Source organism: Allobosea sp. GW823-FHT02B03 (assembly GCF_058797755.1).
Genome location: NZ_JBXAJY010000002.1, coordinates 737,664 through 763,091 on the forward strand (window position 1 = coordinate 737,664; position 25,428 = coordinate 763,091).

The following is a 25,428-nucleotide window of genomic DNA, read 5'->3' on the forward strand; positions in this document are numbered from 1 at the left end:
CTCAGGGCTGAGGCACCTCGCCTCAGCCTTTCGCCGCGCTGGCTGCACTCGCGGCGACTTCCTCGCGCAAGGCCCGGCGCAGCACCTTGCCGACATTGGTCTTCGGCAGGGTATCGCGGAAGATGATCTGCCTGGGCACCTTGTAGCCGGTCAGGCTGTCCTTGCAGAAGGCGCGCAGGGCGTCTGCTGTCAGCGCCGGATCCTTCTTCACCACGAATGCCGCGACGGCCTCGCCGGAATGCTCGTCGGGCAGGCCGATCACCGCCGCCTCGAGCACGCCGGGATGGGCAGCGAGCACGTCCTCGACCTCGTTGGGATAGACGTTGAAGCCGGAGACCAGGATCATATCCTTCATCCGGTCGACGATCTTGACCTGTCCGTCGGGCAGCATGATGCCGATATCGCCCGAGCGGAAGAAGCCGTCCGGCGTCATCACCTTGGCGGTCTCGTCCGGCCGCTTCCAGTAGCCCGCCATCACCTGCGGTCCGCGGATGCAGATCTCGCCAGGCTCGCCCAGCGGCGTCTCGTTGCCGTCGGCGTCACGGATCGCAATGTCGGTCGAAGGCAGCGGGAAGCCGATCGTGCCGGTGAACTCGTTGATGTCAGGGCGATTGACCGAGGCCATTGGCGAGGTCTCGGACAGGCCGTAGCCCTCGATGATCGGCTTGCCGGTCACCTCGCGCCAGCGCTTGGCGACGATCGCCTGGGTCGCCATGCCGCCGGCGACGGAGAAGCGCAGTTCCGAGAAGTCGACCTGGCCGATATCGGGGTGGTTGCCGAGCGCGTTGTAAAGCGTGTTCACGCCGGAGAAGAGCGTGAAGCGGCTCGATTTCAGCGTCTTGACGAAGCCGGCGATGTCGCGCGGATTGGCGATCAGCAGCCCCTTGGCGCCGATCCTGAGCATGAACATGCAGCAGCAGGTCAGCGCGAAGATGTGGTAGAGCGGCAGCGCCGTGACCATGACGTGCTGGTAGTCGCTGCGCCCGAGCGGCGGCTCGACCGCCCAGCCCAGCCAGAGCCGCGCCTGCTCGACATTGGCCGCGACATTGCGATGGGTCAGCATCGCGCCCTTGGCGACGCCGGTCGTGCCGCCGGTATATTGCAGGAAGGCGATGTCATCGGGCACGACGTTGACCGGTGCCATCGTCGCCGGACCGGCCAGGATGGCCTTGAGCTGGAACGAGCCCGGCAGGGTGAAGGGCTTCACCACCTTCTTGATCTTGCGGGCGACGAAATTGACGATGGCGCCCTTGAAGCCCATCAGGTCGCCGGCCGTCGCGACGACGATGGCGTCGAGCTTAAGGTTCGGCCGCGCCTCCTCGACGACATGGGCGAAGTTCTCGATCACCACCAGCGCGCGGGCGCCTGAATCGGTCAGCTGATGCGTCAGTTCGCGCGCCGTGTAGAGCGGGTTGACGTTGACGACGGTGTAGCCGCCGAGCAGCGCGCCGAAGATGGTTGCCGGATAGGCCAGGATGTTCGGCATCATCAGGGCGATGCGGTCACCCTTCTGGAAGCCCTGCGCCTGCAGCCAGGCGCAGAAGGCCCGCGCCGCACGGCCGATCTCGGCATAGGTCAGGTTCTTGCCGAAGCTCTCGAAGGCATTGCGCTGCGCGTAGAGCTCGCAGGCCGAGCGGATCAGCTCCGCCAGGGTTCCGGGCGCGGCCGGATCGATTTCTGCCGGTACGGCGGCCGGATAATGGGCCAGCCAGGGCCGCGGGTCCGGAGTGGTGTCCGCGGCGGTCATCGCGTTCATCGTCGTCCTCCCTTAGCGCCTCGCGCCCTGTTGCCGGGCCGTCGAAGCTCGCCGGAGACGATCCGCCTGGACACCTCGCCCGGCGAAAGCCCGTCTCGTCTCATGGCTTGCACTACAGTGCGAAATGCTCGCGGCGGGTGCAAGCACCCGCCGCGCTTCCGCACAAAAAAGTTTACATATGAACCTATCCGTCGCAACCCGGTTATCGTGCCTGGGCCATCGCCTGCGCCGCCACGACAGCGTCCGCCGGCTTGCCGGCGAGTTCGGATAGATGATCGAAGCGGGCGCTGAACGAGCCGACGCCGGAAGTCGCCGAGCGCAGCTCGACGATCAGCCCACCCATCTCCGCCTCGGGCACCTGGGCATTGATCTGGTCCCAGCCCCGCCAGCCCGGCCGCGCATCATAGCCGAGGATCTGGCCGCGCCGGGCCGAGACCAGCGCCGAGGCACGCGACATCGCATCCGAGGGAATCACGATCTCGACCGCGAGAATCGGCTCCAGCAGCACCGGCTTCGCCTGCGGACAGGCCTCGCTCATCGCGATCCGCGCCGCCTGCCGGAAGGCCATGTCCGAGGAATCGACGGTATGATAGGAGCCGTCGGTCAGGGTCACCTCAATGTCGACCAGCGGAAAGCCGAGCGGCCCGCGCTGGCAGAAATCGCGCACGCCCGCCTCGACCGAGGAGATGTACTGGCGCGGCACGACGCCGCCAGTGATCTTGTCGACGAAGCGGATGCCCTCGCCGCGCGGGAGCGGCGCGATCTCCAGCACGACATCGCCGAACTGGCCATGGCCGCCGCTCTGCTTGCGGTGCCGCCCGCGCGCGCTCGCCTTGCCGCGAATGCTCTCGCGATAGCCGATCTCGGTCGCCGCACTCTCGACCGCGACGCCATAGCGGCCGGAGAGCCGCTCCAGCGCGACGCGCAGATGCATCTCGCCCTGGCCCGACAGGCGCATCTCGCTGAACTCGGAAAGATGCTGCAGGCTGAGCCCGGTATCCTCCTCGATCAGCCGGGCCAGCGCCGCCGCCAGCCGGACATCGTCCTTGCGCTCCTTCACGGTCACCGCCAGCGCATGCACCGGCTCGGGCGGCACGACGGCGCTGATCGCGTCCGGCCTGACCTTGCCCGCTGCGATCGCATCGCCGGTGCGCACGCCTTCAAGGCGCGAGAACGCGGCGACCTCCCCCTCCTCGGCGACCGGCTGGCGCAACTGCTCCGGCCCCTTCAATTCGAGCACGCCGCCGATCCGCGCCTCGATGCCGGCGGAGGACGTCACCGTGTCGCCCTCGGAGAGCCGGCCGCGCAACACCCGGGCGAGCGAGAGCTTGCCGCCCTGACCGGAATGCCAGGTCTTCATCACCAGCCCGAGCGGCGCGCCGCTGTCGACGACGCCGATGCGGCCGCGGGTCGCCTCGAGCCCCGGCGCCTCGTGGCGCAGCGCCTTGAGCAGGCGCGTCACGCCGTTGCCGCGCTCGGCAGCGCCGATCAGCACCGGCACGACGTGCCGCTCCCTGAGTTCGCGGGCGAGATCGTCGAAGATCAGGTCGCGTGGCGGCTCGATGTCGCCGAGCAGATCCTCCATCAGGGTATCGTCGTAGTCGGCGAGCTTTTCGAGCATCGAGAAGCGGGCGTCGCGCTCGCGCTCGACCTCCTCGGCGGCAAGCGGCACCACCTCGCTCGGCGCATGCTCGCGATAGACGAAGGCGCGCTCCAGAGCGAGGTCGATGAAGCCGACAGCAATGCCGTTGCGCCAGATCGGGATCTGCCGCAGCAAAAGCGGCGTGCGCGAGGCGCGCTGCAGCAGCGCCAGCGTCTCGCGGACCCGGCGAGTCGCCGTGTCGATCTTGTTGAGGAAGAGGAAGCGCGGAATGTCGGCTTCCTCGAGCTCGCGCAGCACCAGTTCCAGCGCGGGAGCCTTGCGGTCGTCGGCCTCGCAGACCACGACCGCGGCATCGACCGCCGTCAGGACATGGCGCATCTCGTGCAGGAATTCGACCGAGCCGGGGCAGTCGATGAAGGTGAAGCGCTCGCCGAGAAAGCTGACGGTGGCGACATTCGGCTCGGTGCTCATCTGATGGGCGCGGGCCTCGGCCGAGGCGTCGCCGACACTGTTGCGTGTCTTGACCGATCCGGCGCGCGAAACGGCGCCGCAGCGCTCCAATATGCTCTCGAACAAGCTTGTCTTGCCGCTCTGGAAGGGACCGACGATGGCGATGCATCGTGGCCCCTTGCCTCTGACGCCGGACGGGCTTCCTCCATTGGCGGAAATCGCAGCCATGTCGTCCTCCTTCGGTTCTGGCCGCATGGGGACGCCAAGGCTACGGGCCTCGCTCCCGGCGGCGGAAGACCGGCGGGAACGGAAAGCGCCCACGCCGGTGAGGCGGCGGTCGCTCGGGCCCGACAGGGTCGGGCGGCCGTCGAAGAGGGATGTCGGGAGAAAGGTTCGCGCCGAATGCGGGCCGGTGCAAGGGGAATGTTGTCGCGCTTTTTGACCTGCCGACCCCCCTGCCGGACTTTTCTCTCGCCGATCAGCGCGCGCGTCGTCCCGGGCGACCGAAGGGAGACCCGGGACCCATGCCTGAGCACCATCGATGAAGGCTCAGGCATGGGTCCCGGATCTGCGCAGCTTCGCTGCTTGTCCGGAACGACCCCGCTTATCTACGCTCAGCGATTGCGGCGCTGGCCGCGCAGGGTCGGCAGGCCGATGCCGACCGCGTCGAAGCCGCCATCCACGGCGAGCACCTGGCCGGTGATGTAGCTCGCCTTGTCGCTGCAGAGGAAGAAGATCGCCTCGGCGAGTTCCTCCTCCAGCCCGTAGCGGGCGAGCGGGATCGCATCGTGATAGTCGGCGCGGATCTCCGGCGAGTGCACCGCCTTGGCCATGGCGGTCTCGACCGGGCCGGGAGCGACCGCATTGACCCGAATGCCGAGTCCGGCGAGCTCGGCCGCCTGCTGCTTGGTGAGATGGGCGAGCGCCGCCTTGCTGGTGCCGTAGGCAACGCGCAGCGTCGATGCCCGCAGGCCCGAGATCGAGGTGATGTTGACGACGGCGCCACCGCCATTGTCGGCCATCGCCGGAGCGGCTGCCTGGGTCGTCAGGAACGGCCCGGTCAGGTTGACGTCGAGCACGCGCTGCCATTCCTGATGCGTGGTCTCGAGCAGCGGCTTGAAGACCGCCGTCCCGGCATTGTTGACGAGGGCGTCGAGCCGGCCGAAGCGCTCGACCGCCTCATCGACCGCAGCAGCGACGCCGACGGGGTCGGCAACGTCGCAGACCAGCGACAGAGTCACCGTCGGCGCATCGAGTTCCGCCATCGCCTCGCTAAGGCCGTGCGCGTCGATGTCGAGCAGCGCGACGCGCCAGTTGTCGGCAAGGAAGCGCTTGACCGTCGCCAGCCCGATGCCGCGCGCAGCGCCGGTGACGAGAACGGTCCTGATCGAGCTTTCCGACATTGCGCATGACTCCCGGCGACTTGCTGTCGCCTTCCATACAGCCCCCGCCCGCCGGTCGGAAGCGCGCTTGCCGGCAGGCCCCGCTGCGATCAACGCCGCGCCACGATCAACGGAATGCGGCGGCAATCAGGAACAGGCCGGAGAACAGCATCATGCCGTCGAGCAGGAGCTGGAAGGTCGCCCGGTCCATGCGCATCACCAGCGCCTTGCCGGCGAAAGTGCCGACCATCAGCGACGCGCCGACGATCAGGCCCTTGGCCAGGATGGCAAGCGGCATCGCGCCCAGCGAGCGGAAGGTCGCGACCTTGGTGATGTAGATGAACAGCGAGGTCGCGGCCTCGGTCGAGAGCAGCGCGCCCTTTGTCAGCCCATAGGCCATGAAGGCGGGAATGCTGAGCGGCCCGGTCGAAAGCACGAGCCCGGTCAGGAAGCCGATGGCGGCTCCCGCCAGTCCGAGCTGCCAGAGCGAAAGCCTGATCCGCTTCGCCTCCAGCCAGCGCCGGCCGGGGATCATCGCGAGGAAGAACAGGCCGAGCCCGACATCGATCAGCGCCGGCGGCAGGCGCAGCAGCGTGCTCGCCCCGAGCATCGCAGCCGGGATGCCAGGCAGACCGTAGGCCAGGAAGGCGCGCCAGTCGACCTCGCGCCACCAGGCCAGAACGCGCGCGAGATTCGCCATCACCGCGGCGACCGCCATGATCGGCACCGCCTGCTTCGGCCCGAAGGACCAGACCAGCACCGGCAGCAGCATGATCGAAGAGCCGGTTCCGACCACCCCGCCGACGACGCCGGCCGCCAGCCCGACGAGCAGGGTGAACAGGGAGGCAAAGGTCAGGATATCCGCCACCGCGCCTTGCCCTCGTCGCCGCCTCGCCGATGGCTCACCGCAGCCGATTCTGCTATTGACGCGCAAGCCCCGCGATCGACATGCCTCGGCGATTTCGGCCGCGACATCGGCACCGTCTCGACAAACCTGTCGCGCTGCTGTATGGCCCGGCTCTCAACTGAAAACAGCGCGCCGTAACGCCCGCGTGAACACACGCGACAACGGCCATGGAGAGAACCATGAACATCATCGAGCAGATCGACCAGGAGCAGATCGCCAAGCTCGCCGAAGGCAAGGAAATCCCGCATTTCCAGCCCGGCGACACCGTGCAGGTCAACGTCAAGGTCAAGGAAGGCGAGCGCAGCCGCGTTCAGGCCTATGAGGGCGTCTGCATCGCCCGCAATGGCGGCGGCCTCAACGAGAGCTTCACCGTCCGCAAGATTTCCTATGGCGAGGGCGTCGAGCGCGTCTTCCCGCTCTATTCGCCGAACCTCGACTCCATCAAGGTCGTCCGCAAGGGCAAGGTTCGCCGCGCCAAGCTGTATTACCTGCGCGATCGTCGCGGCAAGTCGGCCCGCATCGCCGAGCGCGTCGAGGCCAAGCCGGCCAAGAACGGCAAGAACGGCGCGAAGTAAGAACGGCGGCAACCAAGCGCTGCCACCAGCAAATTTTCCGGAACGCGGCCTCTCGGGGCCGCGTTTTGCGTTTTGCAGCCGCCGAGCAACGGAAATTTGAGGAAAGCCGTCTAAACGCCGCACAGGTCTGGAGCGGGCGGGACGGCTGGTGCAGGACACGGCAAGACATGGCGATGGCGCATCGGGCGGGGAGCCGCGATGTGCCCCCTTTTCGGCCGCACGCCTGAAGCTCGCGCAGCCAGCCTGGCATAGGGCCTGGCTCGGCCTCGACCGCAACGAAGCCGCTCTCGCCTTCGTCGCAACCCCGCTCGGCATGATCCTGCTGCATGCGGCCTTCTTCGCCGCGCTCGCGCTGAGCTTCCAGATCTCGCTTTCCGCCGTGGCGCTGGTCGGCCTGACCCTGCTCGGCTGCGCCCTCTTTCCGGCTCGCCGCCTCCTCGTCATGGCCGCTTCCGGGCTGCTCTACATTGTGCTCCGGCCGTTCCGGAGCCAGCAGCAGCAGGACTTCGCCGAGAAGCTGCGCGAGGCGACGCCGGAGTTGGTCGAGCTGCCGCATCTCGCCTGGCAGGCGCCGATTGCCATGGGCTTCCTGCTGTTCTGCGGCCTCGCCTTGCGGCTGCAGCGGCGCTACCGCGCCAGCCTGCTCGCCCGCCGGCCGGTGCTGACGCAGTTCGCGACCCTCGCCGCCTGCATCGCCGCGACCGGCCTGCTCGAGCCTGAGACGCCGGCCTATGCGACGCTCTGGACCTTCATTGTCATCTACGCGGCTTCGTTCTTCTTCCTGTCCTATGCATTCGTCGACCAGCGCGGCCGGATCGAGCGCCCCTTGCCGTTCTATCTCGGCTTCATGCGCCCGTTCTGGGGCGGACCGTCGATTCCGTTCAAGACGCTGACCTATCTCGCGACCTTCGAGGCGAAGACCAAAGCCGAGCTCGCCGCAACCCGGCTGCGGGCGCTGAAGCTCGCCGTCTGGGCCTCAATCCTCGCCGGGCTGCACACGCTGCTCTCCGCCGCCTTCTACGATGTCGCCGACTGGCCGACGCTGAACGAGGCGCTGACGATGACGGCGCAGGGCGAGCCGCCGGCCGCGACGGCCGGCTGGCTGATCGTCGCCAAGAACTTCATCCTGACCGTGCTGGCGACCGCCGCCTTCGCCCATGTCTTCGTCGCCATCGTCCGCATGGCCGGCTACGGCATTCCGCGCAACACGGCACGGCCGCTGAGTGCCCGCAGCATCGCCGAGTTCTGGAACCGATACCTCTTCTATTTCAAAGAGTTGCTGCTGGATTTCTTCTTCTATCCGGCCTTTGCGCGCTGGTTCAAGGCGCACCCGCGCCTGCGCATCGCCTTCGCTACCTTCTGCGCGGCCTTCGTCGGCAACCTGCTCTTCACGGTGATCTCGCAGGTCCATCTCGTGGCCGAGCATGGGTTTCTCGGCGCCATCATGCGCTTCGAAAGCTATGTCTTCTACGCGGCCCTGCTGACCCTGGCGCTGATCCTCTCACAGCTGCGCAAGCGCAAGCCAAAGCCGGAGGACGGCTTCTGGCGCTACGAAGTCGCGCCGCGGTTCGTCGTCATCGGCTTCTTCGCGGTGGTGCAGATCTTCGCCGATGAGAGCGGCCATCTCGGGCTGGCGGAGCGGACCGATTTCCTGCTCCATCTCTTCGGCATCTGAGCGCCGCCGGCGTCAGGCGTGCTCGCCGATCAGCGCCTCGATCTGCGCCAGCGTGTCGAGCTGGGTGATGTCGAAATCCGCATCCGCGAGATCGATACCGATCTCGCGCTCGAGCAGCATCAGCACTTCCGTCGCCGCCATCGAATCGAGCTTGCCGCTGAAGAACAGCGAATCATGGTCGGAGATGGCGCCGCGATGGCCGCGCTCGGCCAGCATGGCGAGCACAGTCTCCCTGACGATGGCGACAGCCGAAACCTTGGTCACATATCTCTCCTTCAGGCGACGGTTTCGGGCGCCGTCGCGGCTTCGGCCATGCGGCCACTTTCCAGCAACGCCACCAGCGCCCGCCGGTCGACCTTGCCGTTGACGTTCTGCGGTAGCGCTTCGAGCGGGTAGACCGCACCCGGCACCATGTAGCGCGGCAGGCTCTCCAGCATCGCCTCGCGGATCGCCTCCGGCTCGCGCTCACTGCCGGCGACGAAGCTGACCAGCCCTTCGGCGGAACCATAGGCGACCGGCCAGGCGACGGTGGCGACGAGCTCGCTGCCGGCGGCGCGGCGCAGATGCATGTCGACCTCCTCGAGCTCGATCCGGTTGCCCTTGACCTTCACCTGGTTGTCGACACGTCCGAGGTGATGGAAGACGCCGTCAGCATCGCAGCTGCCGAGATCGCCGGTCAGATACCAGCGCCGCCCGTCGAGCAGGCGGAAGCGGTCGGCGGTCAACTCGGGCTGACCGAAATAGCCGAGCCCGACCTGCGGCCCGCAAAGCGCGATCTCGCCCGGCATGCCCGGCGGAACCGGCTGCTGCTTCTCATCGAGGATCGCCACCTCCATGGTCGGATAGGGCTCGCCGATCGCGAGGATGCCGCGCGAAGGCGTCACCACCGGCGGCTCGGTCAGCGTCTGCCGCATGCAGACCACCGTGCACTCGGTCGGCCCATAGATGTTCTCGACGCGGCCGTTCGGCGTCGCCGCCGCCCAAGCCTGCGCCGCCTCCACCGGCAGCGGCTCGCCGCAGAAGATCGACATGCGCAGGCTGGGAAACACGCCGGGCTTGAGGGCGCCGCTCTTGCGCATCAGGCCGATCACGGTCGGCACCGACATCCAGACGGTCAATTCATGGCTGCGAATGAAGCGGGCCGGCGCCATCAGCTCCAGCTGCGACATGACATGCAGCGAAGCGCCGGCTTCGACGCAGAGAAAGAGATTATGGACCGTCAGGTCGAAGGTGACGTCACAGGCCTCGCCGATCCGGTCATCCGCGGTGTAGCGCGTCCAGAACCGGCTCTGGGCGATATAGTGGTCGAGCGAGCCGGCCGAGATCATCACGCCTTTCGGCATGCCGGTCGTGCCCGAGGTGAAGATGATGTAGCCGACCGCATCGGCCCGCACCTGCGCAGGCCCCGGCAATGGCGCCGTGTCGAGCGCGGTCCGCTCGGTCACTGACTGGCCCGGCCGCGCCGCCTCCTTCGCCAGCCCGGCAGGCAGCACGACGAGATCCGGAGCCGCTTCAAGCACGGCCGGCGTCAGCAGCGCCGCGCCATTCTCGTCGACGACGAGGGCATCGAGCTCCAGCGCCTGCAAGAGGGCGACCAGCCGCTCCTCGGGCCATTTCAGGTTGAGCGGCACATAGGCGGCGCCGGCCCAGCAGGCGGCCAGGATGCCGACATAGGCCTCGAGGCTGCGTGTCGCCAGGATGCCGACGCGGCGCGATTGCAGCCGCGGCGCCAGCGCGCCGGCGAGATGCGCGACCTCCTGCCCTAGCTGTCCATAGGTATATTCGCGCCCGGCGACCGCGAGCATGACGCTCTCAGGGGAAAAAACCGTCTGCCGCGCGAAAGGCAAGGCGAGGTTGAAGTCTTGTTCCGGCACGATGCCTCCCGATGCGCGCGGTGAGCGCCATAGCATAGGGCGGACACGTGTTGCGAGCGTTAACGAGACGCTCACAAACGCAACCGTTGAAAACTCGTCGCGGTTTCCGGCGATTTTCTCTAGGGAAGGCGTGCCAGCCGCCCTAGCAGCATCTCTACGTCAGCCGCATTCTGGTAGAGCCCAAAGCCAAGGCGCAGCCGGTCTCCGCGCAGGTCGACGGTGACGCCGGCCTGCCTGAGCTTCTCATGCCAGAGGGCCGCGTCGGCATGGCGGAAGGTCAGGAAATTGCCGCGTGCCGGCTCGCTCAGCGGCACAACCAGGTTTTCCGGCGTGAGCACGCCGCAAGGCCTCCGCGCCAGCCCGTCGGCAACGATCGCCTGCAGGGCCAGCGCATGGCCATGGATCCTGCCGGCGTCGAGTTCATGGCCGTCGAGCCAATCGAGAACCGCGCCCATCCGATAGAGGCCGGAAGGATCGAAGGTCGCGCCCATGAAGCGCCAGCCATTCTCAGCATAGCCGATCTCGCCCTGCGGGCCGGCCAGCGCGCCGAAGGAAGCGTACCAGCCCGTGTCGCGCGGCCGCATGCCGAAGCCCGGCGGGCAGTGCATGAAGCACGCGCCCTCGCCCGACATCGCGTATTTGTAGCCGCCGGCGATATAGAAGGCCTTGTCGGCAATGGCGGATAGATCGGTCGGCCGCGCCAGGAAGCCGTGATAGCCGTCGATGACGACGAGGCGACCGGGCGCCGAGACGCCCTCGACCAGCGCCTCCAGATCGGTCAGCGCGTAGCCGGAATTGAAATGGACCTGGCTGACGAACACCATGTCGATGCCGGCATCGGCTCTTGCCGCTGCGACCAGCCGCTCGGGCAAGGTCGCGAAGGGCTCGGCTGGCACCGCGACGAGCTCGACCAGCCCGTCTTCGGCGAGCCGCTCCACCTGCCGACGGAAGGAATGGAACTCGGCATCGCTGGTCAGGATGCGGGCCTTGCGCTCGCGCGGCAGGCAGGAGAGCAGCCGGTTGACGAACTCGTGGGTATTGTTCGCCGGCACAAGCCCGTCGATGCCCGGCAGATTCAGATGCTTTGCGATGCCCTGCGCGACGCGCTGCCAGACCGGGCCGAGCACCTCTTCCCATTTGCCGTCGACCAGCCTTGCCGCATCGTCCCAGCAGCGCAATTGCGCTGCGCGCGTCGCGTCCGGCCAGAAATGATGGCTGTGCGCCGCGAAATGCAGCCGCTCCGGCCAGTTCTGGCGGAAGCGCGAGAACTCTACCGACAGGTCGAAGGGCGGCGCACCGATCTCCGTCTTCGCTCCCACGGCAATCTCACCGGAAACCGTCATCGCAACCTCGCCGCAGCTTGTTCGCCCGCCGAAATACTTTAAACTTAAAATATCCGGTAGCCACCTTGCGTCAAGGCGCCGGACCGCAGGCAAGGAGGCCGTGATGGCAGGCAATACAGGCAGCACGGGCAGCCGGATCGAACCCGGTATGACGACCGATTTCAAGGACCGCATGGACTACGGCTCCTATCTCGGCCTCGACCTCCTGCTCGCAGCGCAGAAGCCGCTGAGCGACGCCCCCGACGAACTGCTCTTCATCACCATCCATCAGGTCCAGGAACTCTGGCTCAAGCTCGCGACCCATGAACTCGACGGCGCCATTGCCGCGCTTCGCAACGACGAATTGCAGCCGGCCTTCAAGTCGCTGGCGCGGGTCTCGCGCATCCAGGCGCAGCTGATCAGCGCCTGGGACGTGCTCTCGACCATGACGCCCGCCGACTATCTCGCCTTTCGCGACGCGCTCGGCCAGTCCTCGGGCTTCCAGTCCTACCAGTACCGCGCCCTCGAATTCCGCCTCGGCGCCAAGGACCCGCGTATGCTGGCGATGCACAAGCACCATGAGGCGCATCACGCCCATCTCGAAGCGCTGCTGGCGGCGCCGAGCCTCTATGACGAGGCCTTGCGGCTGCTGGCGCGGCACGGCCTGCCCATTCCGGCCGAATGCCTGGAGCGCGACTGGCGCCAGCCTCATGTCTCGAACCCGGCCGTGCGCGCGGCCTGGCTCACGGTCTATCGCGACACCCACCGCTATTTCGACCTCTACGAGCTTGCCGAGGAACTCGTCGATGTCGAGGACCAGTTCCAGCAATGGCGCTTCCGCCACATGAAGACGGTCGAGCGCATCATCGGCTTCAAGCCGGGCACCGGCGGCTCGAGCGGCGTGAAATTCCTGAGGACGGCGCTGGAGCGCTCCTTCTTTCCCGAGCTCTGGGAGCTGCGCAGCGAGCTTTAGGTCGCAGCCGTCAGCCCATGCCCGAACTCACGACGTGGATGGTCGGGACGAGCCCGACCATGACGGAAAAAATCCGTTCCGACTTCAGGGCTCAACGGCTCGCATGCCCCCAAAGAGCGATGGCGGGACTACGTCCTACTCCTGGTTGCCGAAGGTCATGTCGCGCCGTGCCGTCAGGATGCTGATCGAATAGCCGGCGACGACGTCGACCAGCGACATCAGCGTGATGATCAGGAAGGTGCCGGTGCCGAAACCCGGCACGAACAGGAAGATCAGCCCGCAGGCGATGAACAGCACCAGCGACAAGCCATGATTGAAGATCGAGCTCGACTTGGCGCTGGTCGCGTTCATGATCTCGAAGAACAGGACGATGGTCGAGATCGAGAGCAGGAGCTCGCTCATCGTCAGGGTGAAGACCGAACCGGAAGGCAGCCGCAGATTGAGCAGCTCCTGCGAAAGCGGCACGCCCATGGCGGCGACCGCGACGCCATAGGCGACGACCGCCAGCAGCATGAAGGGAAAGAACCGCGCCATCTCGTCATCCTGCCATTGCCGGCCCGCAGCCTGTCGCTGCGGAACACCTCGGAGCCGATAAACCATGTTCGCCCGCATGAGGAAGCAGTTTTCGGGCGCGAACGAGGCAAGCCGGGGCGATTGCGCCCGGTACGCTCGCTTCGAGCCAGTGCGCGGCTGCCGCAAGGGCGCTCTGCGAGCGCTTCGCGTTGCCGCCGCAGATTGGAACTGATAGAACCACGCCATGAACAAGAAGCCGCACATTCAGGACGGTTGCCGGCGCGTGATGCGCCGCACGCTGAATCCGCGCCGCTTCCCGACGACGCAGGGCTTTGCCGCGTTGCATGATCACGCCCGCCTGCCCTGGCGCTTCTTCGGCCGCTTCACCGCTTCGCTCGCAGCCGGCCTTAGCCGGGCCTGAGACCGGCCGTCCGGCCGGCGACAGGCCCTCTGCACGCGCCCCGGCCCGCCCGGCCGCCAGATCGATTTCCATACCGAAGGCACGAAGCCAATGACTGCGACCAAAGCCCCGACCACGCTTTACGACAAGATTTTCGAGGACCACGTCGTCGACCGCCAGGATGACGGGACCTGCCTGCTCTACATCGACCGGCACCTCGTCCACGAGGTCACCAGCCCGCAGGCCTTCGAGGGCCTGCGTATGACCGGCCGCAAGGTCCACGCTCCCACCAAGACGCTCGCCGTCGTCGACCACAACATCCCGACGACCGACCGCAAGGCCGGCATCGCCGAAGAAGAGAGCCGCATCCAGGTCGAGGCGCTGGCCAAGAACGCGAAGGATTTCGGCGTCGAGTACTTTGACGAACTCGATATCCGCCAGGGCATCGTCCACATCGTCGGTCCCGAGCAGGGCTTCACCCTGCCCGGCACGACCATCGTCTGCGGCGACAGCCACACCTCGACGCATGGCGCCTTCGGCGCGCTGGCACACGGCATCGGCACCTCCGAGGTCGAGCATGTGCTGGCGACCCAGACGCTGATCCAGAAGAAGGCCAAGAACATGCTCGTCCAGGTGGACGGCACCCTGGCCAAGGGCGTCACCGCCAAGGACATCACCCTCGCCATCATCGGCGAGATCGGCACCGCCGGCGGCACTGGCTCGGTGATCGAATATGCCGGCGACGCCATCCGCGCCCTCACCATGGAAGGGCGGATGACCGTCTGCAACATGGCGATCGAGGGCGGTGCACGCGCCGGCATGGTCGCCCCCGACGAGAAGGCCTTCGCCTATCTCAAGGGCCGGCCACGGGCGCCGCAGGGCGCCGCCTGGGACGAGGCCGTGCGCTACTGGGAGACGCTGCGCACCGACGAGGGCGCGCATTTCGACCGCATCGTCAAGCTCGACGCCAACAATTTGCCGCCGATCGTCTCCTGGGGCACCAGCCCCGAGGACGTGATCTCGGTCGCCGGCAACGTGCCCGATCCCGAGCAGATCGCCGACGAGGTCAAGCGCGCCTCGAAGAAGCGGGCGCTCGAATATATGGGCCTGACCGCCGGCACCAAGATGACCGAGATCCCGCTCGACGTGATCTGGATCGGCTCCTGCACCAATGGCCGGATCGAGGATCTGCGCGCCGTCGCCAAGATCGTCGAGGGCAAGAAGATCCATGCGAGCCTGGACTACGCCATGGTGGTGCCGGGCTCCGGTCTGGTGAAGCAGCAGGCCGAGGCCGAGGGCATCGACAAGATCCTGATCGCCGCCGGCTTCGAATGGCGCGAGCCGGGCTGCTCGATGTGCCTCGGCATGAACCCCGACCAGCTCAAGCCGGGCCAGCGGGCCGCCTCGACCTCGAACCGCAATTTCGAGGGCCGGCAGGGCTATCGCGGCCGCACCCACCTCGTCTCCCCCGCCATGGCGGCGGCGGCGGCGCTGGCCGGCCATTTCGTCGACGTGCGCACGCTGGGCTGAGTGCGGGGCGATCGCGGGAGGACGTCATGAGCACCGATCCCCGCGAAGCCGCCCGTGCCGGCGAGGCCAAGGAAGCCCTGGATCGCGTCAAGCGCGAATCCGAGAGCTTCCTCGGTTCGTCCATGGGCCGCGCCGCCGACCACTTCTCCGGCAAGGACGCGCCGGAAGGCGACAAGATCGAGCTCTGGGGCCGGCGCATCGGCCGCGGGCTCTCCCTGATCGCCTTTATCGGCCTGTCCTGGTGGCTCGGATACCAATTGAAGATCTGGTGATGGCAAGCGTTTGATGGCAAGCGTTCCCTCGATCAAGGCATCCGCCCCGGCGGAAAGCTCGCAAGGCCTCGACTGGGACGGCGTGCGCGCACCGTCCGGCTCCGAATTCGAGATCCTGGCGCAGGCGGCGTATGACCGCCTGCCCGAGGATTTCCGCAAGCTCTGCGCCGACCTGATCATCAACGTCACCGAGTTTCCCGAGGACGATGTCCTGAAGGAGCTCGAGGCGGAGAGCCCGTTCGACCTGCTCGGCCTGTTCTCCGGCGTTGGCCTGCCGCAGCAGGGCTATGCGCCGCAGACCGGGCAGATGCCCAACACCATCCATCTCTACCGCCGCCCGATCCTCGATTACTGGGCGGAGCATGACGAAAGCCTGGGGGCGATCGTGACCCATGTCCTGGTGCACGAGATCGGCCACCATTTCGGCTTCGACGACGACGACATGGAAGCGATCGAGCGGGCGGCCGGCTGACCTGCCGCCGCAAGCCGCCTTCCCCACAGCATTCAGGAGACAAAGCCCATGCAGCCCTTCACCACCCTGACCTCGACGCCCGCCCCGCTGAAGGTGATCAATGTCGACACCGACATGATCATCCCCAAGCAGTATCTGAAGACGATCAAGCGCACCGGCCTCGGCACCGCGCTGTTCTCGGAGATGCGCTACAAGGAGGACGGCTCGGAGAACCCGGACTTCGTCCTGAACCAGCCGGCCTATCGCAAGTCGGAGATTCTCGTCGCCGGCGACAATTTCGGCTGCGGCTCATCGCGCGAGCACGCCCCCTGGGCCCTGCTCGACTTCGGCATCCGCTGCGTGATCTCCACCAGCTTCGCCGACATCTTCTACAACAACTGCTTCAAGAACGGCATCCTGCCGATCAAGGTCTCGCAGGAGGACCTCGACAAGCTGTTCGACGATGCCGAGCGCGGCTCCAACGCGACGCTGACGATCGATCTCGAGAGCCAGACCATCAAGGGCCCCGATGGCGGTACCGTGACCTTCGATATCGACCCGTTCCGCAAGCACTGCCTGCTCAACGGCCTCGACGATATCGGCCTGACCATGGAAAAGGCGACGAAGATCGACGCCTATGAAGAGAAGCTCAAGGCCCGCGCCTGGGCGTGATCCGGGCATTGGGCCGCCGGCATGGCTCCCCTTGAGAAAGGGCCGCCGTCTCTCGCGAGGCGGCGGCCCTTTCCGCTTCTGCCCCCCAGAGCCCGTTCCGATCAGATGGTTTCAATCTGATCGGATCCGGCTCTAGCGCTCACATCGCCGGCAGCGCTGCAATATCGCGCACCGTGCCGTCGAGGCCACTGACCTTGCCCACCATCGCCGCCTTGCCTGTCGAGAGATCGACCTTGTGCAGGGCGCCATCCGCCAGCAGCCAACCGGTATTGCTGCCGTCGGAGGCGGTTTCGATGTCGAAGGCGACTGCTTTCGCGGCAACGCCGAGCTTGCCGATCGCGCCGAGCACGCCGTCGTTCGGCGGTGCCTGCTTCAGCAGTCCACCGATCTTGCCGTCGATGTCGTAGAGCGCCGTCTCCTTGGTGCCCTTGACCGAGTTGCTATAGGCGCCGGCGACCACCATCGGCGCCTCGCCCTTGTGCATGTCGGTCTCGGCGAATTTCAGCTTGCCGTCGACAGTGGTCTTGCCATCTTCGACATTGACCCGAAGATTGGTGCCGTCCGAGCCGATCACGCGCAGCCGGTCGGCCGCCGGGTTGAAGTCGACGGTTGCCATCGCGCTGGCGGCCAGCACCGTGTCCATCTTCGACTTCATCGTCGCCTTGCCGGCCTTGTCGACCGTGTAGATCGTCCCGTCCGTCGCCAGCGCATAGAGGATGCCGTCGGTGGGGCGGACATCGATGCCGGCGATCCTGCCGTTGATGCCGGTCACCTTGATCGACTTGCCGGCCTTCTGGGTCGTGGTGTCGATCATCGTCAGCGTGTCGTCGCCGGATAGAGCAGCGAGCATGGCAGCCTGCGCCGCCAGCGGCGCGAAGGCCGCTGCGAGGACGGTCGAGGTGAGAAGCAGGGCTCGGGTGTGGCACATGGTCTTTCCTCCGGTTCGCATCGGGTCTCGAAGCCTGGACGGAGCCGCCTGAGCGTGCCCGTCAGGAGGGGTAGCGCCAGCGTGCCCCGGCGGATGCCGCCGCAAGAAATAAAAGCCCGGGCTGCATCCGGAGGCCGGATTGCCGTGTAGAATCGCACTGGCGCGCGCCCGACGGTCCGCGCCGCCGACGAGGAGACGAGGATGGCGACGGGCGCCGTGCCAGCGCGCGGGACGGGCGAGATCGAGCAGGCGTTGCTGGCCTGTGCCTCCGGCGACCAATCGGCGTTGCGGCGCATCTATGATGCCGAGTCGGCGCGTATGCTGGGGGTGGCGCAGCGTCTGCTGAAGCGCCGCGCTCTGGCGGAGGAAGCCGTGCAGGACGCTTTCGTGCTGATCTGGCGCCATGCCGCTCGCTTCGACCCCGAACGCGGCGCCGGCCTGACCTGGATCTACGCCATCCTGCGCAATCGCTCGCTCTCGATCCTGCGCGACGAAAAGCGGACCGAGACGCGCGACGCCCCGCTCGCCGAGGAAACGCCGAGCGAGGAGGACGATCCGGAGACGGTGATGTCGAAGCTCTCGGACGCCAGCGCGCTCCGCGCCTGCCTGGAGACCCTGCCCCCGCAGAAGCGCAGCCTCGTCCTGCTCGCCTTCGTCCAGGGGCTGACCCATGGCGAGATCGCCGGGCGGCTGAAGATGCCGATGGGCACGGTGAAATCCTGGATCCGTCGCTCGCTGATCTCGCTCAAGGAGTGCCTCGGATGAGCGCCTCCGCCGAAGCCCCCCTTCCTCCCGCCGAACGCGATGCACTGGCCGGCGAATATGTGCTGGGCCTGATCGAGGGCGCAGATTGCGCCGCCGCCGAGCGTCGCCAAGCCGACGATCCCGACTTCGCAGGTGCCGTCGAGGCTTGGCGCAGCCATCTCGCCGAGGTCGACGCGACGGCAACGCCGATTGCCCCTCCCGCCGATCTCTGGAGCAGGATCGAAGCCGGGATTGCCGGCCTCCTGCCAAGCGCCGCGGCGGCGCCCACGGCGGCTGGCACTGCTTCCGCCACGCGCAGCCGCTTTGCCGATTGGTGGAACAGCCTGTTCGTCTGGCGCGGCGCCGCCTTCGCCGGCGCGCTCGCGACCGTGATGCTCGCGATTGGCCTTATGGGTGCGCTCGATCGCGCACGGCGCCAGCCTGTAATGGTCGCGGTGCTGATGACCGATGCCAGCATCGCCGCCGCCGTGGTAAACACCTATGCCGATGGCCGCGTCGAGATGCTGCCGCTGCAATCGATCGACGTTCCCGCCGGCAAGGCCCTGGAGATCTGGACGCTCTGGGACCGCGCCGTCGGCCCGCGCTCCGTCGGCCTGATCGACCGCGCCCGCACCACGCCGCTGCGCCTCGACAACCTTCCGCTCGGCAAGGACCAGCTCTTCGAGATCACGCTGGAGCCGGCAAGCGGCTCGCCGACCGGCCGTCCGACCGGCCCGATCATCGCCAAGGGTACGACAGCGCAGCGGCTGTGAGAAAGCCAATGCGCGAGCCCTGGTAGCGGAATGGGGCGAGATCAGCCGGGAAACGGTGCCGATCTCTCCGGAATCGGCGCCCTCAGCCTTGAAAATTCGCTATCGCAGTGCAACATAAGCAGGCGAGGACGACCTCCCCCATGATGGGCAGATTTGCCGGGACGACCCGGCCTGTCTCCATGGGAGAAGAGAAATGGCCTGGGTCTACCTCCTGGTCGCCGGCGTGCTCGAAATCGTCTGGGCGTTCTTCATGAAGCAGTCGGACGGCTTCACCAAGATAACGCCGACAGCCATCACCATCGTCACCATGATCGGCAGCTTCGCCCTGCTGGCGATTGCGATGCGCAGCCTGCCGCTCGGCACCGCCTACACGATCTGGACCGGCATTGGCGCCGTCGGTGCCTTCCTCGTCGGCGTCTTCGTGCTCGGCGAGGCCGCAACCCCGATGCGCCTGGCCGCCGCCGGCCTCATCGTCTCCGGGCTGGTGATGATGAAGATGTCGGCGCACTGACACCGGCCGGCCCGGCCTCGCGGCGTACGCGCCAGAGCCACCAGGCAGTCGTTTTGCGAAAGGCGGCGCTCGCCATGAGCGCCGCCTTCGCCTCATTGGTGTGCCCACGCCCGGAGCGGCAGCGCATCCGGACAATGGTGGTCGTCGCCGATCAGCGGATCGGCGGCGCGAACTGGATGCCGCCCTTCGACCAGAGATTGTTCAGGCCGCGCGGCAGGTTGATGCGGCTGCCGGAGCCGAGATTGCGCTCATAGGATTCGCCGTAATTGCCGACATGGCGGACGATCCTGGCCGCCCAGTCGGCCGTCAGCCCCAGCCCTTCGCCGAGCTTCGTGCCGACGCCGAGCAGGCGCTGGATCTCCGGATTGTCGGATTTCAGCATCTCCCCGACATTGGCGGAGGTCACGCCGAACTCCTCGGCATTGATCATCGCGAAGACGGTCCAGCGCACGATGTCGAACCACTGGTCGTCGCCCTGGCGGACATAGGGGCCGATCGGCTCCTTCGAGATCACCTCCGGCAGCAGGATGTGCTCGGCGGGATCGGCCATCTTCAGTCGGTAGGAGACCAACTGGGAGATGTCGGTCGAGATCGCGTCGCAGCGACCGCTCTCATAGGCCTTCACCGTCTCGTCGATGCCCTGGAACGCCACGACCTCGTACTTCATCTTGTTGACGCGGAAGTAGTCGGCGAGGTTGAGCTCGTTCGTGGTGCCCTGCACGGTGCAGATCGAGGCGCCGTCCAGCTCCTTGACCGACTTGATGCCGGCCTTCTTGCGCAGCTGGAAGCCCTGGCCGTCATAGTAATTGACCGCCGTGAAATCGAGGCCCTGGCCGGCGTCGCGACTGAGCGTCCAGGTCGTGGTCCGCGGCAGCACGTCGATCTCGCCGCTCTGCAGCGCGACCAGCCGGTCCTTGCTGGCGAGCGGGATGAAATTGACCTTGTTCGGATCGTCGAAGATCGCCGCCGCGAGCGCCCGGCAGACATCGACATCGAGCCCCGACCATTTGCCCTGTCCGTCTGCGAGGCTGAAGCCGGCGATGCCGGTGCTGGTGCCGCAGAGCAGCTGGCCGCGCTCCTTGACCTTCGCCAGCGTCGTCTGCGCCAGGGCGCCGCTGCTGATCAGCAGCGAGCCAGCCAGCGCCAGCAGCGCGGTCCTTCCAATCCGGGTCATCGAGCTTCCTCCTCCTGCGGTTGATCGTGGTCGAGCCGAACTCGGCTTTCAGAGACCCATGCGCTCATAGCGGCGATGGGCGGTCGGCTTGGGCGCGGCATCCTCGCTGATCGCGATGATTTCGGCTGGATGGCTGGCGGGTTCGGCCTCGCCTTCGCGCCAGAGCCAGTAATGGTTCTCCGGCAGACCGTTGACGGCGACGACCTTGTGGCCGCCGGCGGCGTCGATGGCATGGATCGTCACACGCCCGATCAGGCCGCCCTTCAGGCTGCGCATGTCGGCGACGGCCTCGTAGACCGCCTCCTCCACGCTCATGCCCATCTTCATGTAAAGCACCACCGCGCGGGAGGTGCCGGCCCGGATGCTCATTTCGCCGACGCCGGTGCAGGCGCAGGCACCATAGCGGGTATCGGCATAGGAACCCGCGCCGATGATCGGGCTGTCGCCGAGGCGGCCGGGATATTTCCAGCCCCAGCCGGAGGTGCTCGTCCCGGCTCCGATGTTCCCGGCCATGTCCTGAGCCAGGAAGACCGTGGTGTCGCGGCCGATCTCGGGGTCGATCGCCTGCTTGCAGAGCTCGGCCATCGGCACGTCGGGCCAGGCGGCGCGCTGCGCATCGCCAACCTCCTCCGCGAACCAGCGCGCCCAGGCCGTGCGGGCATGCGGCATCAGGAGATCGCCGGCCTCGGCCTCGATCTCGGCGGCGAAGCGCCGTGCCCCCTCCCCGACCAGGAGCTCATGCGGCAGTTGCTCCAGCACCTGCCGCGCGATGCTGATCGGATGCAGATAGCCGCTCAGCGCCCCGATCGAGCCGGTCCGCAGGGTCGAGCCGTCCATCACGGAGGCGTCGAGCTCGACCTCGCCGAGCAGGTTCGGCCAGCCGCCGCGCCCGACCGTCCGAACGCTCTCATCGGCCTCGACCAGCCGCACCCCGGCCTCGATCGCGTCCAGCGCCCCGGCACCACCGAGGAGCTTGTGCGCCGTCGCGCCGATGCCGCTGGCCCCCTCATTGTTGCTGATCGCGATCATCGCAGGTGCCTTCCGGGTGTTTTGAATATTGAATCCAATTTTTATCTAATGGAAGCCGACCGCATCCGCAACGGGCTAATCATGGTCGAATTATGGCCAATTCTGGGCCATGATCGATCGATGATCGGATCCAATAATGTCAGGAAGGCTGCTTCCATCGGGCCATCGGATTGAATGAGGGCCGGTTTTGCGGCAGGAACAGGGTGAGCCGCCGAGGCCGGGAATCCAGAAATCAGGCGATGACGAGCGCGACCAGCCCTGAGAAGACCATGACGCTGCATCGCGTCACGACCACCGGCCGGGTCGTCGACCTCTTGCGCGAGCAGATCCTGTCCGGGGCCCTGCCGGAAGCATCGCTGCTGCGGCAGGAGAAGCTGGCGGCGGAGTTCGGCGTCAGCCGCGTTCCGATCCGCGAGGCGCTGCACCAGCTCGAGGCCGAAGGGCTGGTGACCATGCAATCCCACAAGGGCGCGGTCGTCTCCAGTCTGTCGATCGACGATCTCGAGGAGGTCTACGAAATCCGGGCCCGGCTCGAGACCTGGCTGCTCGAACAGTCCATGCCGCTGCTCTCCGAGCAGCACTACCAGAAGGCCGAGGCGCTATTCGCCCAGATGGTCGAAGACCGGCGCGACGAGAACTGGTCGAACCTCAACTGGGATTTTCACGCGACGCTCTACGCGCCGGCCAACCGGCCCCAGACCCTGGCGCTGGTGCGCAAGCTCTACCTCAACGCCTATCGGCATTTTCCGCTGCCGATCAGGCTGACCGGCTCGCGCGAGAAGATGAACCGCGAGCACCGCATCCTGCTCGACCTCTGCCGGCAGGGCGACGTCGCCCGCGCGACGGAGCATCTGGAGCAGCACATCCTGATGGGCGCCCGCCACCTGATCAGCCGGCTGAAGGCGCTGCGGCGGCAGGAGGGCGACGCCGGCCGCGCTTGAACGCGCCAGCCGCTACACCACCACCGTGATGGTCTCGGCCGCGCGCGTCAGCCCGGTATAGAGCCAGCGCGCCCGGTGCTCGCGGAAGGCGTAGGCCTCGTCGAACAGCACGACATCGTCCCATTGCGAGCCCTGCGCCTTGTGGACCGTGAGCGCATAGCCGAAGGTGAATTCGTCCGTGTGGCGCCGCAGTTCCCAGGGCACCTCTTCCTCAGTACCGTCGAAGAAGTTCGGCAGCACCGAGACTTTCACCGGCTTGCCGCCGGTATCGTCCTCCGGTGTCACCCGCATGGTGACGAGGCCCTTCTTCGAGGTCTTCAGCTCCTGCACGATCCAGGCGCCGCCATTGAGCAACCCCTTGCTCTTGTCGTTGCGCAGGCAGACCAGCTTCTCGCCCACGACAGGCACGTTCGAGCTGTGCCCCATCAACTGCCGCATCCGGGCATTGTAGCCCCGGCGCGTCTTGTTCAGGCCGACCAGCACCTGCCCGGCCGAGAGCACGATCTCGGGCGTAATCGCGTCGCGCCGGATCACCCGGCTCTCGCCGTATTCTCCAACCTCGAGCCGCCCGCCCTCGCGCACGATCATCGACATCCGCACGATCGGGTTGTCGGCCGCCTGGCGGTGCACCTCGGTCAGCATGATGTCCGGCTCATGCTCCGTGAAGAAGCCGCCGCCCTTGACCGGCGGCAGCTGCGCCGGATCGCCTAGGACCAGCACTTTCGTGCCGAAGGAGAGCAGGTCTCGGCCGAGCTCCTCGTCGACCATCGAGCATTCGTCGATGATGATCAGCTTGGCCTTGGCCGCGACGCTCTCGCGATTGAGCACGAAGGTCGGGCTCTCCTCGTCGACCCCGCGCGAGCGATAGATCAGTGAGTGGATGGTCTGCGCGCCCTCGCAGCCCTTGTTGCGCAGGACGAGCGCCGCCTTGCCGGTGAAGGCGGCGAAGACGACCGTGCCGTCGACATCTTCGGCGATATGCCGGGCGAGCGTCGTCTTGCCGGTGCCGGCATAGCCGAACAGGCGAAAGAGCTGCGGCGCGCCGCCCTTCAGCCAGTCGGCGACGGCGCGGAGCGCGTCGTCCTGCTGCGGCGACCAGTTCATCGTGGGAAGCGTTCTGTTGCGGACATGGCGCCCAATGGCCGCGAGTCGCGCTCTTACGGCAAGTGCCGATCACGCAGAGCGCAGGCGCCGCGCGAACTGGTTCGCCTCGACCTGCAGCGAGCCGATGCGCTCGTCGAGCCGTTTTGCGCCGCTCGCACCCTGCTCGGCGCGGCTCACGCTGAGGGAGTTGGCCTCGACGATCGTCGTCATCGCCTCGACGCCGGCGCGCGTCACCTCCGAGATGCGGGCAATGGTCTCGCCGAGATTCTGCAGCAGGCCGCTATGCGAGGCGACCATGCTGGAAATCTCGGTGCTGGTCTGCTCGACCGCACCGACGCGCGTGACGATGCCGGAAATCGCCGTCGCCGCCTGGGACAGGGCCTCGTCGACCGCTGCGATGCGCGCCGCAACCTGGGCCGTGGCGTCCGCCGTCTGCGTCGCCAGCGCCTTCACCTCGCCCGCCACCACGGCAAAGCCGCGGCCATGAGCGCCGGCCCGCGCCGCCTCGATCGTGGCGTTCAGCGCCAGGAGGTTCGTCTGGCGTGCGATCGCCTCGATCAGCGCGACGACATCGCGGATCTGCCCGGCATTGTCGGTCAGCCGCCCGACTAGGCTCGCCGTGCCGGCAGCGTCGCGCGTCGCTTCGGTCGCCGTCTGCGAGACGCGCCGGACCTCGTGGTTGATCTGCTCGACCACATCCTCGAGCCGTAGGGCAGCGTCCGAGATTCTGTTCGCCTCCTCGGCCGCGTCGATCACCGCCCCTGCGGCGGCGCCGCCGCTCTGCGAGATCTGCTCGGCCTGGACGGCGGAATCGCCGAGCGCCGCACGCAGGCCCTCGCTCAACCCGGCAATGTCGGCGAGCAGACTGCCGATCCGTGTCTCGAACTCCTCGGCGATGCGGTGCAGTTCCTCGGTGCGGCGCGCCTGATGCGCCTGCGCCTGCTCCGCCTCGGCATCGCGCGTCACCAGCGTGGCGCGCGCCTCGCTCAGCGTCCGCACCGTGCGGGCGAGCTCGCCGATCTCGTCGCGCCGGCGCCGATGCGGCACTTCGATGATCTCGTCGCTGCCCATGGTCGCGTCGATCGCCGCCATCAGCTCGCGCAGCGGCCGGGTCAGATGCGCGCGCAGCAGGGCGATGGCGAGCGCCCCGCCGCCGAGCAGCAGGCCGACGGCGATCAGGATCACCCGCCGCCTGACCTGTTGCGCCAGCGCCTCGGCGCGCGAGGCCGCCTGCCCTGCCTGCCGGTCGAGATCGTCGCGGATCGTTGCGGTGACGCTGATGATCTCGCGGACATTGTCCCTCGCCGCGTCCGCCGTGGCCTCGATCAGCGCAGCCTTGGCCGAGACGCGACGACCGATGTCGACGATGTCGCGCTGGAAGTCGATGAAGGTCCGGATGCGCGCATCGAGCGTCGGATGGGCCTGCAGCAGCACAGGCGGCAGGGCCGAAATCAGGCTGGCACGGGCGGCGTCGACCAGCTCGACGGCGGCGTCGAGCGCATCGATCGCCTCCTCGACCTGCTTCGGACCGGCGCCGTCATCGAACCGGCTGAGCAGCGAGGCCTGCGCCACCCGGCTCGACAGCAGCGAGGCGCGATTGGCGAGCTGGAGGCCGTTGAAGGCTTCGCGATCGATCTGATGCACCGAGGCGAGGCCGCCCAGCGCGCTCGCCAGCCCCAGGGCCGCCGCGATTCCGAACAGGGCGAAGAGCAAGGTGATCTTCGCCGTCAAACCGAACCGCCGCATCCCGCCTCACCGTCATGCCCAACGCGGCTCTTCTCGCAGCTGCGAACGAACAGATTCTTAATGAAGCCAGCTAAGTATTTGAAAGAACGATATTTTTCTAAGAACGGCGTGATCCGCGGCAGT

General features: G+C 67.1%; 25 protein-coding genes. 12 read left to right on the top strand and 13 right to left on the bottom strand.

Annotated elements, in window-relative coordinates; translation table 11 throughout:
• Positions 1–22: 22 nt before the first annotated feature.
• The 4 genes from AC1REK_RS08545 to AC1REK_RS08560 form a co-directional block, all read right to left on the bottom strand.
• Positions 23–1,747, bottom strand: a complete 1,725-nt coding sequence (locus AC1REK_RS08545) for an AMP-binding protein (protein WP_492268679.1) — start codon at positions 1,745–1,747, stop codon at positions 23–25.
• A 211-nt stretch (positions 1,748–1,958) separates the two neighbouring features.
• Positions 1,959–4,037, bottom strand: a complete 2,079-nt coding sequence (locus AC1REK_RS08550) for an elongation factor G (protein ID WP_492268371.1) — start codon at positions 4,035–4,037, stop codon at positions 1,959–1,961.
• A gap of 386 nt (positions 4,038–4,423) precedes the next feature.
• The gene (locus AC1REK_RS08555) at positions 4,424–5,212 is read right to left on the bottom strand and encodes an SDR family NAD(P)-dependent oxidoreductase (RefSeq protein WP_492268370.1); all 789 of its coding nucleotides are present in this window, start codon (positions 5,210–5,212) and stop codon (positions 4,424–4,426) included.
• A gap of 106 nt (positions 5,213–5,318) precedes the next feature.
• Positions 5,319–6,059, bottom strand: coding sequence for a sulfite exporter TauE/SafE family protein (locus tag AC1REK_RS08560; protein WP_316016733.1), 741 nt, complete (start codon positions 6,057–6,059; stop codon positions 5,319–5,321).
• Between the two features lie 218 nt (positions 6,060–6,277).
• On the opposite strand from AC1REK_RS08560, the gene rplS reads away from it, so the two are divergent.
• Together rplS and AC1REK_RS08570 are read left to right on the top strand one after the other, a co-directional pair.
• On the top strand, positions 6,278–6,673 hold the full coding sequence (gene rplS / locus AC1REK_RS08565) for a 50S ribosomal protein L19 (RefSeq protein ID WP_316016734.1): 396 nt from the start codon (positions 6,278–6,280) through the stop codon (positions 6,671–6,673).
• Between the two features lie 148 nt (positions 6,674–6,821).
• Positions 6,822–8,348 carry a hypothetical protein gene (locus AC1REK_RS08570; RefSeq protein WP_492268369.1) on the top strand — a complete coding sequence of 509 codons (1,527 nt, stop codon included), beginning with the start codon at positions 6,822–6,824 and terminating at the stop codon, positions 8,346–8,348.
• A 12-nt stretch (positions 8,349–8,360) separates the two neighbouring features.
• On the opposite strand, the gene AC1REK_RS08575 is transcribed toward AC1REK_RS08570, so the two are convergent.
• The 3 genes from AC1REK_RS08575 to AC1REK_RS08585 all read right to left on the bottom strand — a co-directional run bounded on the left by AC1REK_RS08575 (position 8,361) and on the right by AC1REK_RS08585 (position 11,565).
• Complete coding sequence (locus AC1REK_RS08575; protein WP_327520745.1) at positions 8,361–8,612, bottom strand: acyl carrier protein; 252 nt, start codon at positions 8,610–8,612, stop codon at positions 8,361–8,363.
• Positions 8,613–8,623: 11 nt separating this feature from the next.
• A complete protein-coding gene (locus tag AC1REK_RS08580; RefSeq protein ID WP_492268368.1) occupies positions 8,624–10,222 on the bottom strand; it encodes an AMP-binding protein in 1,599 nt (532 codons plus the stop codon).
• Positions 10,223–10,341: 119 nt separating this feature from the next.
• Positions 10,342–11,565 carry an aminotransferase class V-fold PLP-dependent enzyme gene (locus AC1REK_RS08585; protein WP_492268367.1) on the bottom strand — a complete coding sequence of 408 codons (1,224 nt, stop codon included), beginning with the start codon at positions 11,563–11,565 and terminating at the stop codon, positions 10,342–10,344.
• 103 nt (positions 11,566–11,668) lie between these two features.
• On the opposite strand from AC1REK_RS08585, the gene kynA reads away from it, so the two are divergent.
• Complete coding sequence (kynA, locus tag AC1REK_RS08590; RefSeq protein ID WP_492268366.1) at positions 11,669–12,517, top strand: tryptophan 2,3-dioxygenase; 849 nt, start codon at positions 11,669–11,671, stop codon at positions 12,515–12,517.
• Positions 12,518–12,652: 135 nt separating this feature from the next.
• Here kynA and AC1REK_RS08595 read toward each other — a convergent pair whose 3' ends face one another.
• On the bottom strand, positions 12,653–13,051 hold the full coding sequence (locus AC1REK_RS08595) for a hypothetical protein (protein WP_327520742.1): 399 nt from the start codon (positions 13,049–13,051) through the stop codon (positions 12,653–12,655).
• Between the two features lie 223 nt (positions 13,052–13,274).
• Here AC1REK_RS08595 and AC1REK_RS08600 point away from each other — a divergent pair, with 223 nt between their 5' ends.
• The 5 genes from AC1REK_RS08600 to leuD all read left to right on the top strand — a co-directional run bounded on the left by AC1REK_RS08600 (position 13,275) and on the right by leuD (position 16,355).
• A complete protein-coding gene (locus tag AC1REK_RS08600) occupies positions 13,275–13,451 on the top strand; it encodes a hypothetical protein (RefSeq protein WP_316016741.1) in 177 nt (58 codons plus the stop codon).
• 90 nt (positions 13,452–13,541) lie between these two features.
• Entirely contained in the window at positions 13,542–14,960 is a 1,419-nt protein-coding gene (gene leuC, locus AC1REK_RS08605) for a 3-isopropylmalate dehydratase large subunit (protein ID WP_492268365.1), read from the top strand.
• Between the two features lie 26 nt (positions 14,961–14,986).
• The gene (locus AC1REK_RS08610) at positions 14,987–15,232 is read left to right on the top strand and encodes a hypothetical protein (RefSeq protein WP_291638809.1); all 246 of its coding nucleotides are present in this window, start codon (positions 14,987–14,989) and stop codon (positions 15,230–15,232) included.
• Between the two features lie 13 nt (positions 15,233–15,245).
• The gene (locus tag AC1REK_RS08615) at positions 15,246–15,704 is read left to right on the top strand and encodes a metallopeptidase family protein (RefSeq protein WP_492268364.1); all 459 of its coding nucleotides are present in this window, start codon (positions 15,246–15,248) and stop codon (positions 15,702–15,704) included.
• 48 nt (positions 15,705–15,752) lie between these two features.
• The gene (leuD, locus tag AC1REK_RS08620) at positions 15,753–16,355 is read left to right on the top strand and encodes a 3-isopropylmalate dehydratase small subunit (RefSeq protein ID WP_492268363.1); all 603 of its coding nucleotides are present in this window, start codon (positions 15,753–15,755) and stop codon (positions 16,353–16,355) included.
• 139 nt (positions 16,356–16,494) lie between these two features.
• Here leuD and AC1REK_RS08625 read toward each other — a convergent pair whose 3' ends face one another.
• The gene (locus tag AC1REK_RS08625; protein ID WP_492268362.1) at positions 16,495–17,283 is read right to left on the bottom strand and encodes a DUF4394 domain-containing protein; all 789 of its coding nucleotides are present in this window, start codon (positions 17,281–17,283) and stop codon (positions 16,495–16,497) included.
• A gap of 201 nt (positions 17,284–17,484) precedes the next feature.
• On the opposite strand from AC1REK_RS08625, the gene AC1REK_RS08630 reads away from it, so the two are divergent.
• From AC1REK_RS08630 to AC1REK_RS08640, 3 genes are all read left to right on the top strand, one after another.
• Entirely contained in the window at positions 17,485–18,048 is a 564-nt protein-coding gene (locus AC1REK_RS08630; RefSeq protein WP_492268361.1) for a sigma-70 family RNA polymerase sigma factor, read from the top strand.
• Positions 18,045–18,800 carry an anti-sigma factor gene (locus AC1REK_RS08635; protein ID WP_492268360.1) on the top strand — a complete coding sequence of 252 codons (756 nt, stop codon included), beginning with the start codon at positions 18,045–18,047 and terminating at the stop codon, positions 18,798–18,800. Before AC1REK_RS08630 ends, AC1REK_RS08635 begins: the two co-directional genes overlap by 4 nt.
• A 193-nt stretch (positions 18,801–18,993) precedes the next feature.
• The gene (locus AC1REK_RS08640) at positions 18,994–19,311 is read left to right on the top strand and encodes a DMT family transporter (protein WP_316016747.1); all 318 of its coding nucleotides are present in this window, start codon (positions 18,994–18,996) and stop codon (positions 19,309–19,311) included.
• A 151-nt stretch (positions 19,312–19,462) separates the two neighbouring features.
• Here the strand turns inward: AC1REK_RS08640 and AC1REK_RS08645 are convergent, their stop codons facing one another.
• Positions 19,463–20,485 (bottom strand): amino acid ABC transporter substrate-binding protein, encoded by a 1,023-nt coding sequence (locus AC1REK_RS08645; RefSeq protein WP_492268359.1) that lies wholly within the window; start codon positions 20,483–20,485, stop codon positions 19,463–19,465.
• A 48-nt stretch (positions 20,486–20,533) separates the two neighbouring features.
• Entirely contained in the window at positions 20,534–21,514 is a 981-nt protein-coding gene (locus AC1REK_RS08650) for a glycosylasparaginase (protein WP_492268358.1), read from the bottom strand.
• Between the two features lie 239 nt (positions 21,515–21,753).
• Between AC1REK_RS08650 and AC1REK_RS08655 the strand changes: the two genes are divergently transcribed.
• A complete protein-coding gene (locus tag AC1REK_RS08655) occupies positions 21,754–22,455 on the top strand; it encodes a GntR family transcriptional regulator (RefSeq protein ID WP_492268357.1) in 702 nt (233 codons plus the stop codon).
• A 12-nt stretch (positions 22,456–22,467) separates the two neighbouring features.
• Here the strand turns inward: AC1REK_RS08655 and AC1REK_RS08660 are convergent, their stop codons facing one another.
• Together AC1REK_RS08660 and AC1REK_RS08665 are read right to left on the bottom strand one after the other, a co-directional pair.
• Positions 22,468–23,559 (bottom strand): ATP-dependent DNA helicase, encoded by a 1,092-nt coding sequence (locus AC1REK_RS08660; protein WP_492268356.1) that lies wholly within the window; start codon positions 23,557–23,559, stop codon positions 22,468–22,470.
• Between the two features lie 69 nt (positions 23,560–23,628).
• Positions 23,629–25,290 (bottom strand): methyl-accepting chemotaxis protein, encoded by a 1,662-nt coding sequence (locus AC1REK_RS08665; protein ID WP_492268355.1) that lies wholly within the window; start codon positions 25,288–25,290, stop codon positions 23,629–23,631.
• Between the last annotated feature and the right edge of the window lie 138 nt (positions 25,291–25,428).

Excerpts from the sequence above, each read along its gene's own strand:
- AC1REK_RS08645 (WP_492268359.1), bottom strand. The coding sequence starts at position 20,485 with ATGACCCGGATTGGAAGGACCGCGCTGCTGGCGCTGGCTGGCTCGCTG.
- leuC (WP_492268365.1), top strand. The coding sequence starts at position 13,542 with ATGACTGCGACCAAAGCCCCGACCACGCTTTACGACAAGATTTTCGAG.
- AC1REK_RS08655 (WP_492268357.1), top strand. The coding sequence starts at position 21,754 with ATGACGAGCGCGACCAGCCCTGAGAAGACCATGACGCTGCATCGCGTC.
- AC1REK_RS08625 (WP_492268362.1), bottom strand. The coding sequence starts at position 17,283 with ATGTGCCACACCCGAGCCCTGCTTCTCACCTCGACCGTCCTCGCAGCG.
- AC1REK_RS08545 (WP_492268679.1), bottom strand. The coding sequence starts at position 1,747 with ATGACCGCCGCGGACACCACTCCGGACCCGCGGCCCTGGCTGGCCCAT.
- AC1REK_RS08610 (WP_291638809.1), top strand. The coding sequence starts at position 14,987 with ATGAGCACCGATCCCCGCGAAGCCGCCCGTGCCGGCGAGGCCAAGGAA.
- kynA (WP_492268366.1), top strand. The coding sequence starts at position 11,669 with ATGGCAGGCAATACAGGCAGCACGGGCAGCCGGATCGAACCCGGTATG.
- AC1REK_RS08550 (WP_492268371.1), bottom strand. The coding sequence starts at position 4,037 with ATGGCTGCGATTTCCGCCAATGGAGGAAGCCCGTCCGGCGTCAGAGGC.
- AC1REK_RS08585 (WP_492268367.1), bottom strand. The coding sequence starts at position 11,565 with ATGACGGTTTCCGGTGAGATTGCCGTGGGAGCGAAGACGGAGATCGGT.
- AC1REK_RS08595 (WP_327520742.1), bottom strand. The coding sequence starts at position 13,051 with ATGGCGCGGTTCTTTCCCTTCATGCTGCTGGCGGTCGTCGCCTATGGC.
- AC1REK_RS08635 (WP_492268360.1), top strand. The coding sequence starts at position 18,045 with ATGAGCGCCTCCGCCGAAGCCCCCCTTCCTCCCGCCGAACGCGATGCA.
- leuD (WP_492268363.1), top strand. The coding sequence starts at position 15,753 with ATGCAGCCCTTCACCACCCTGACCTCGACGCCCGCCCCGCTGAAGGTG.
- AC1REK_RS08555 (WP_492268370.1), bottom strand. The coding sequence starts at position 5,212 with ATGTCGGAAAGCTCGATCAGGACCGTTCTCGTCACCGGCGCTGCGCGC.
- AC1REK_RS08630 (WP_492268361.1), top strand. The coding sequence starts at position 17,485 with ATGGCGACGGGCGCCGTGCCAGCGCGCGGGACGGGCGAGATCGAGCAG.
- AC1REK_RS08615 (WP_492268364.1), top strand. The coding sequence starts at position 15,246 with ATGGCAAGCGTTCCCTCGATCAAGGCATCCGCCCCGGCGGAAAGCTCG.
- AC1REK_RS08600 (WP_316016741.1), top strand. The coding sequence starts at position 13,275 with ATGAACAAGAAGCCGCACATTCAGGACGGTTGCCGGCGCGTGATGCGC.
- AC1REK_RS08640 (WP_316016747.1), top strand. The coding sequence starts at position 18,994 with ATGGCCTGGGTCTACCTCCTGGTCGCCGGCGTGCTCGAAATCGTCTGG.
- AC1REK_RS08660 (WP_492268356.1), bottom strand. The coding sequence starts at position 23,559 with ATGAACTGGTCGCCGCAGCAGGACGACGCGCTCCGCGCCGTCGCCGAC.
- AC1REK_RS08650 (WP_492268358.1), bottom strand. The coding sequence starts at position 21,514 with ATGATCGCGATCAGCAACAATGAGGGGGCCAGCGGCATCGGCGCGACG.
- rplS (WP_316016734.1), top strand. The coding sequence starts at position 6,278 with ATGAACATCATCGAGCAGATCGACCAGGAGCAGATCGCCAAGCTCGCC.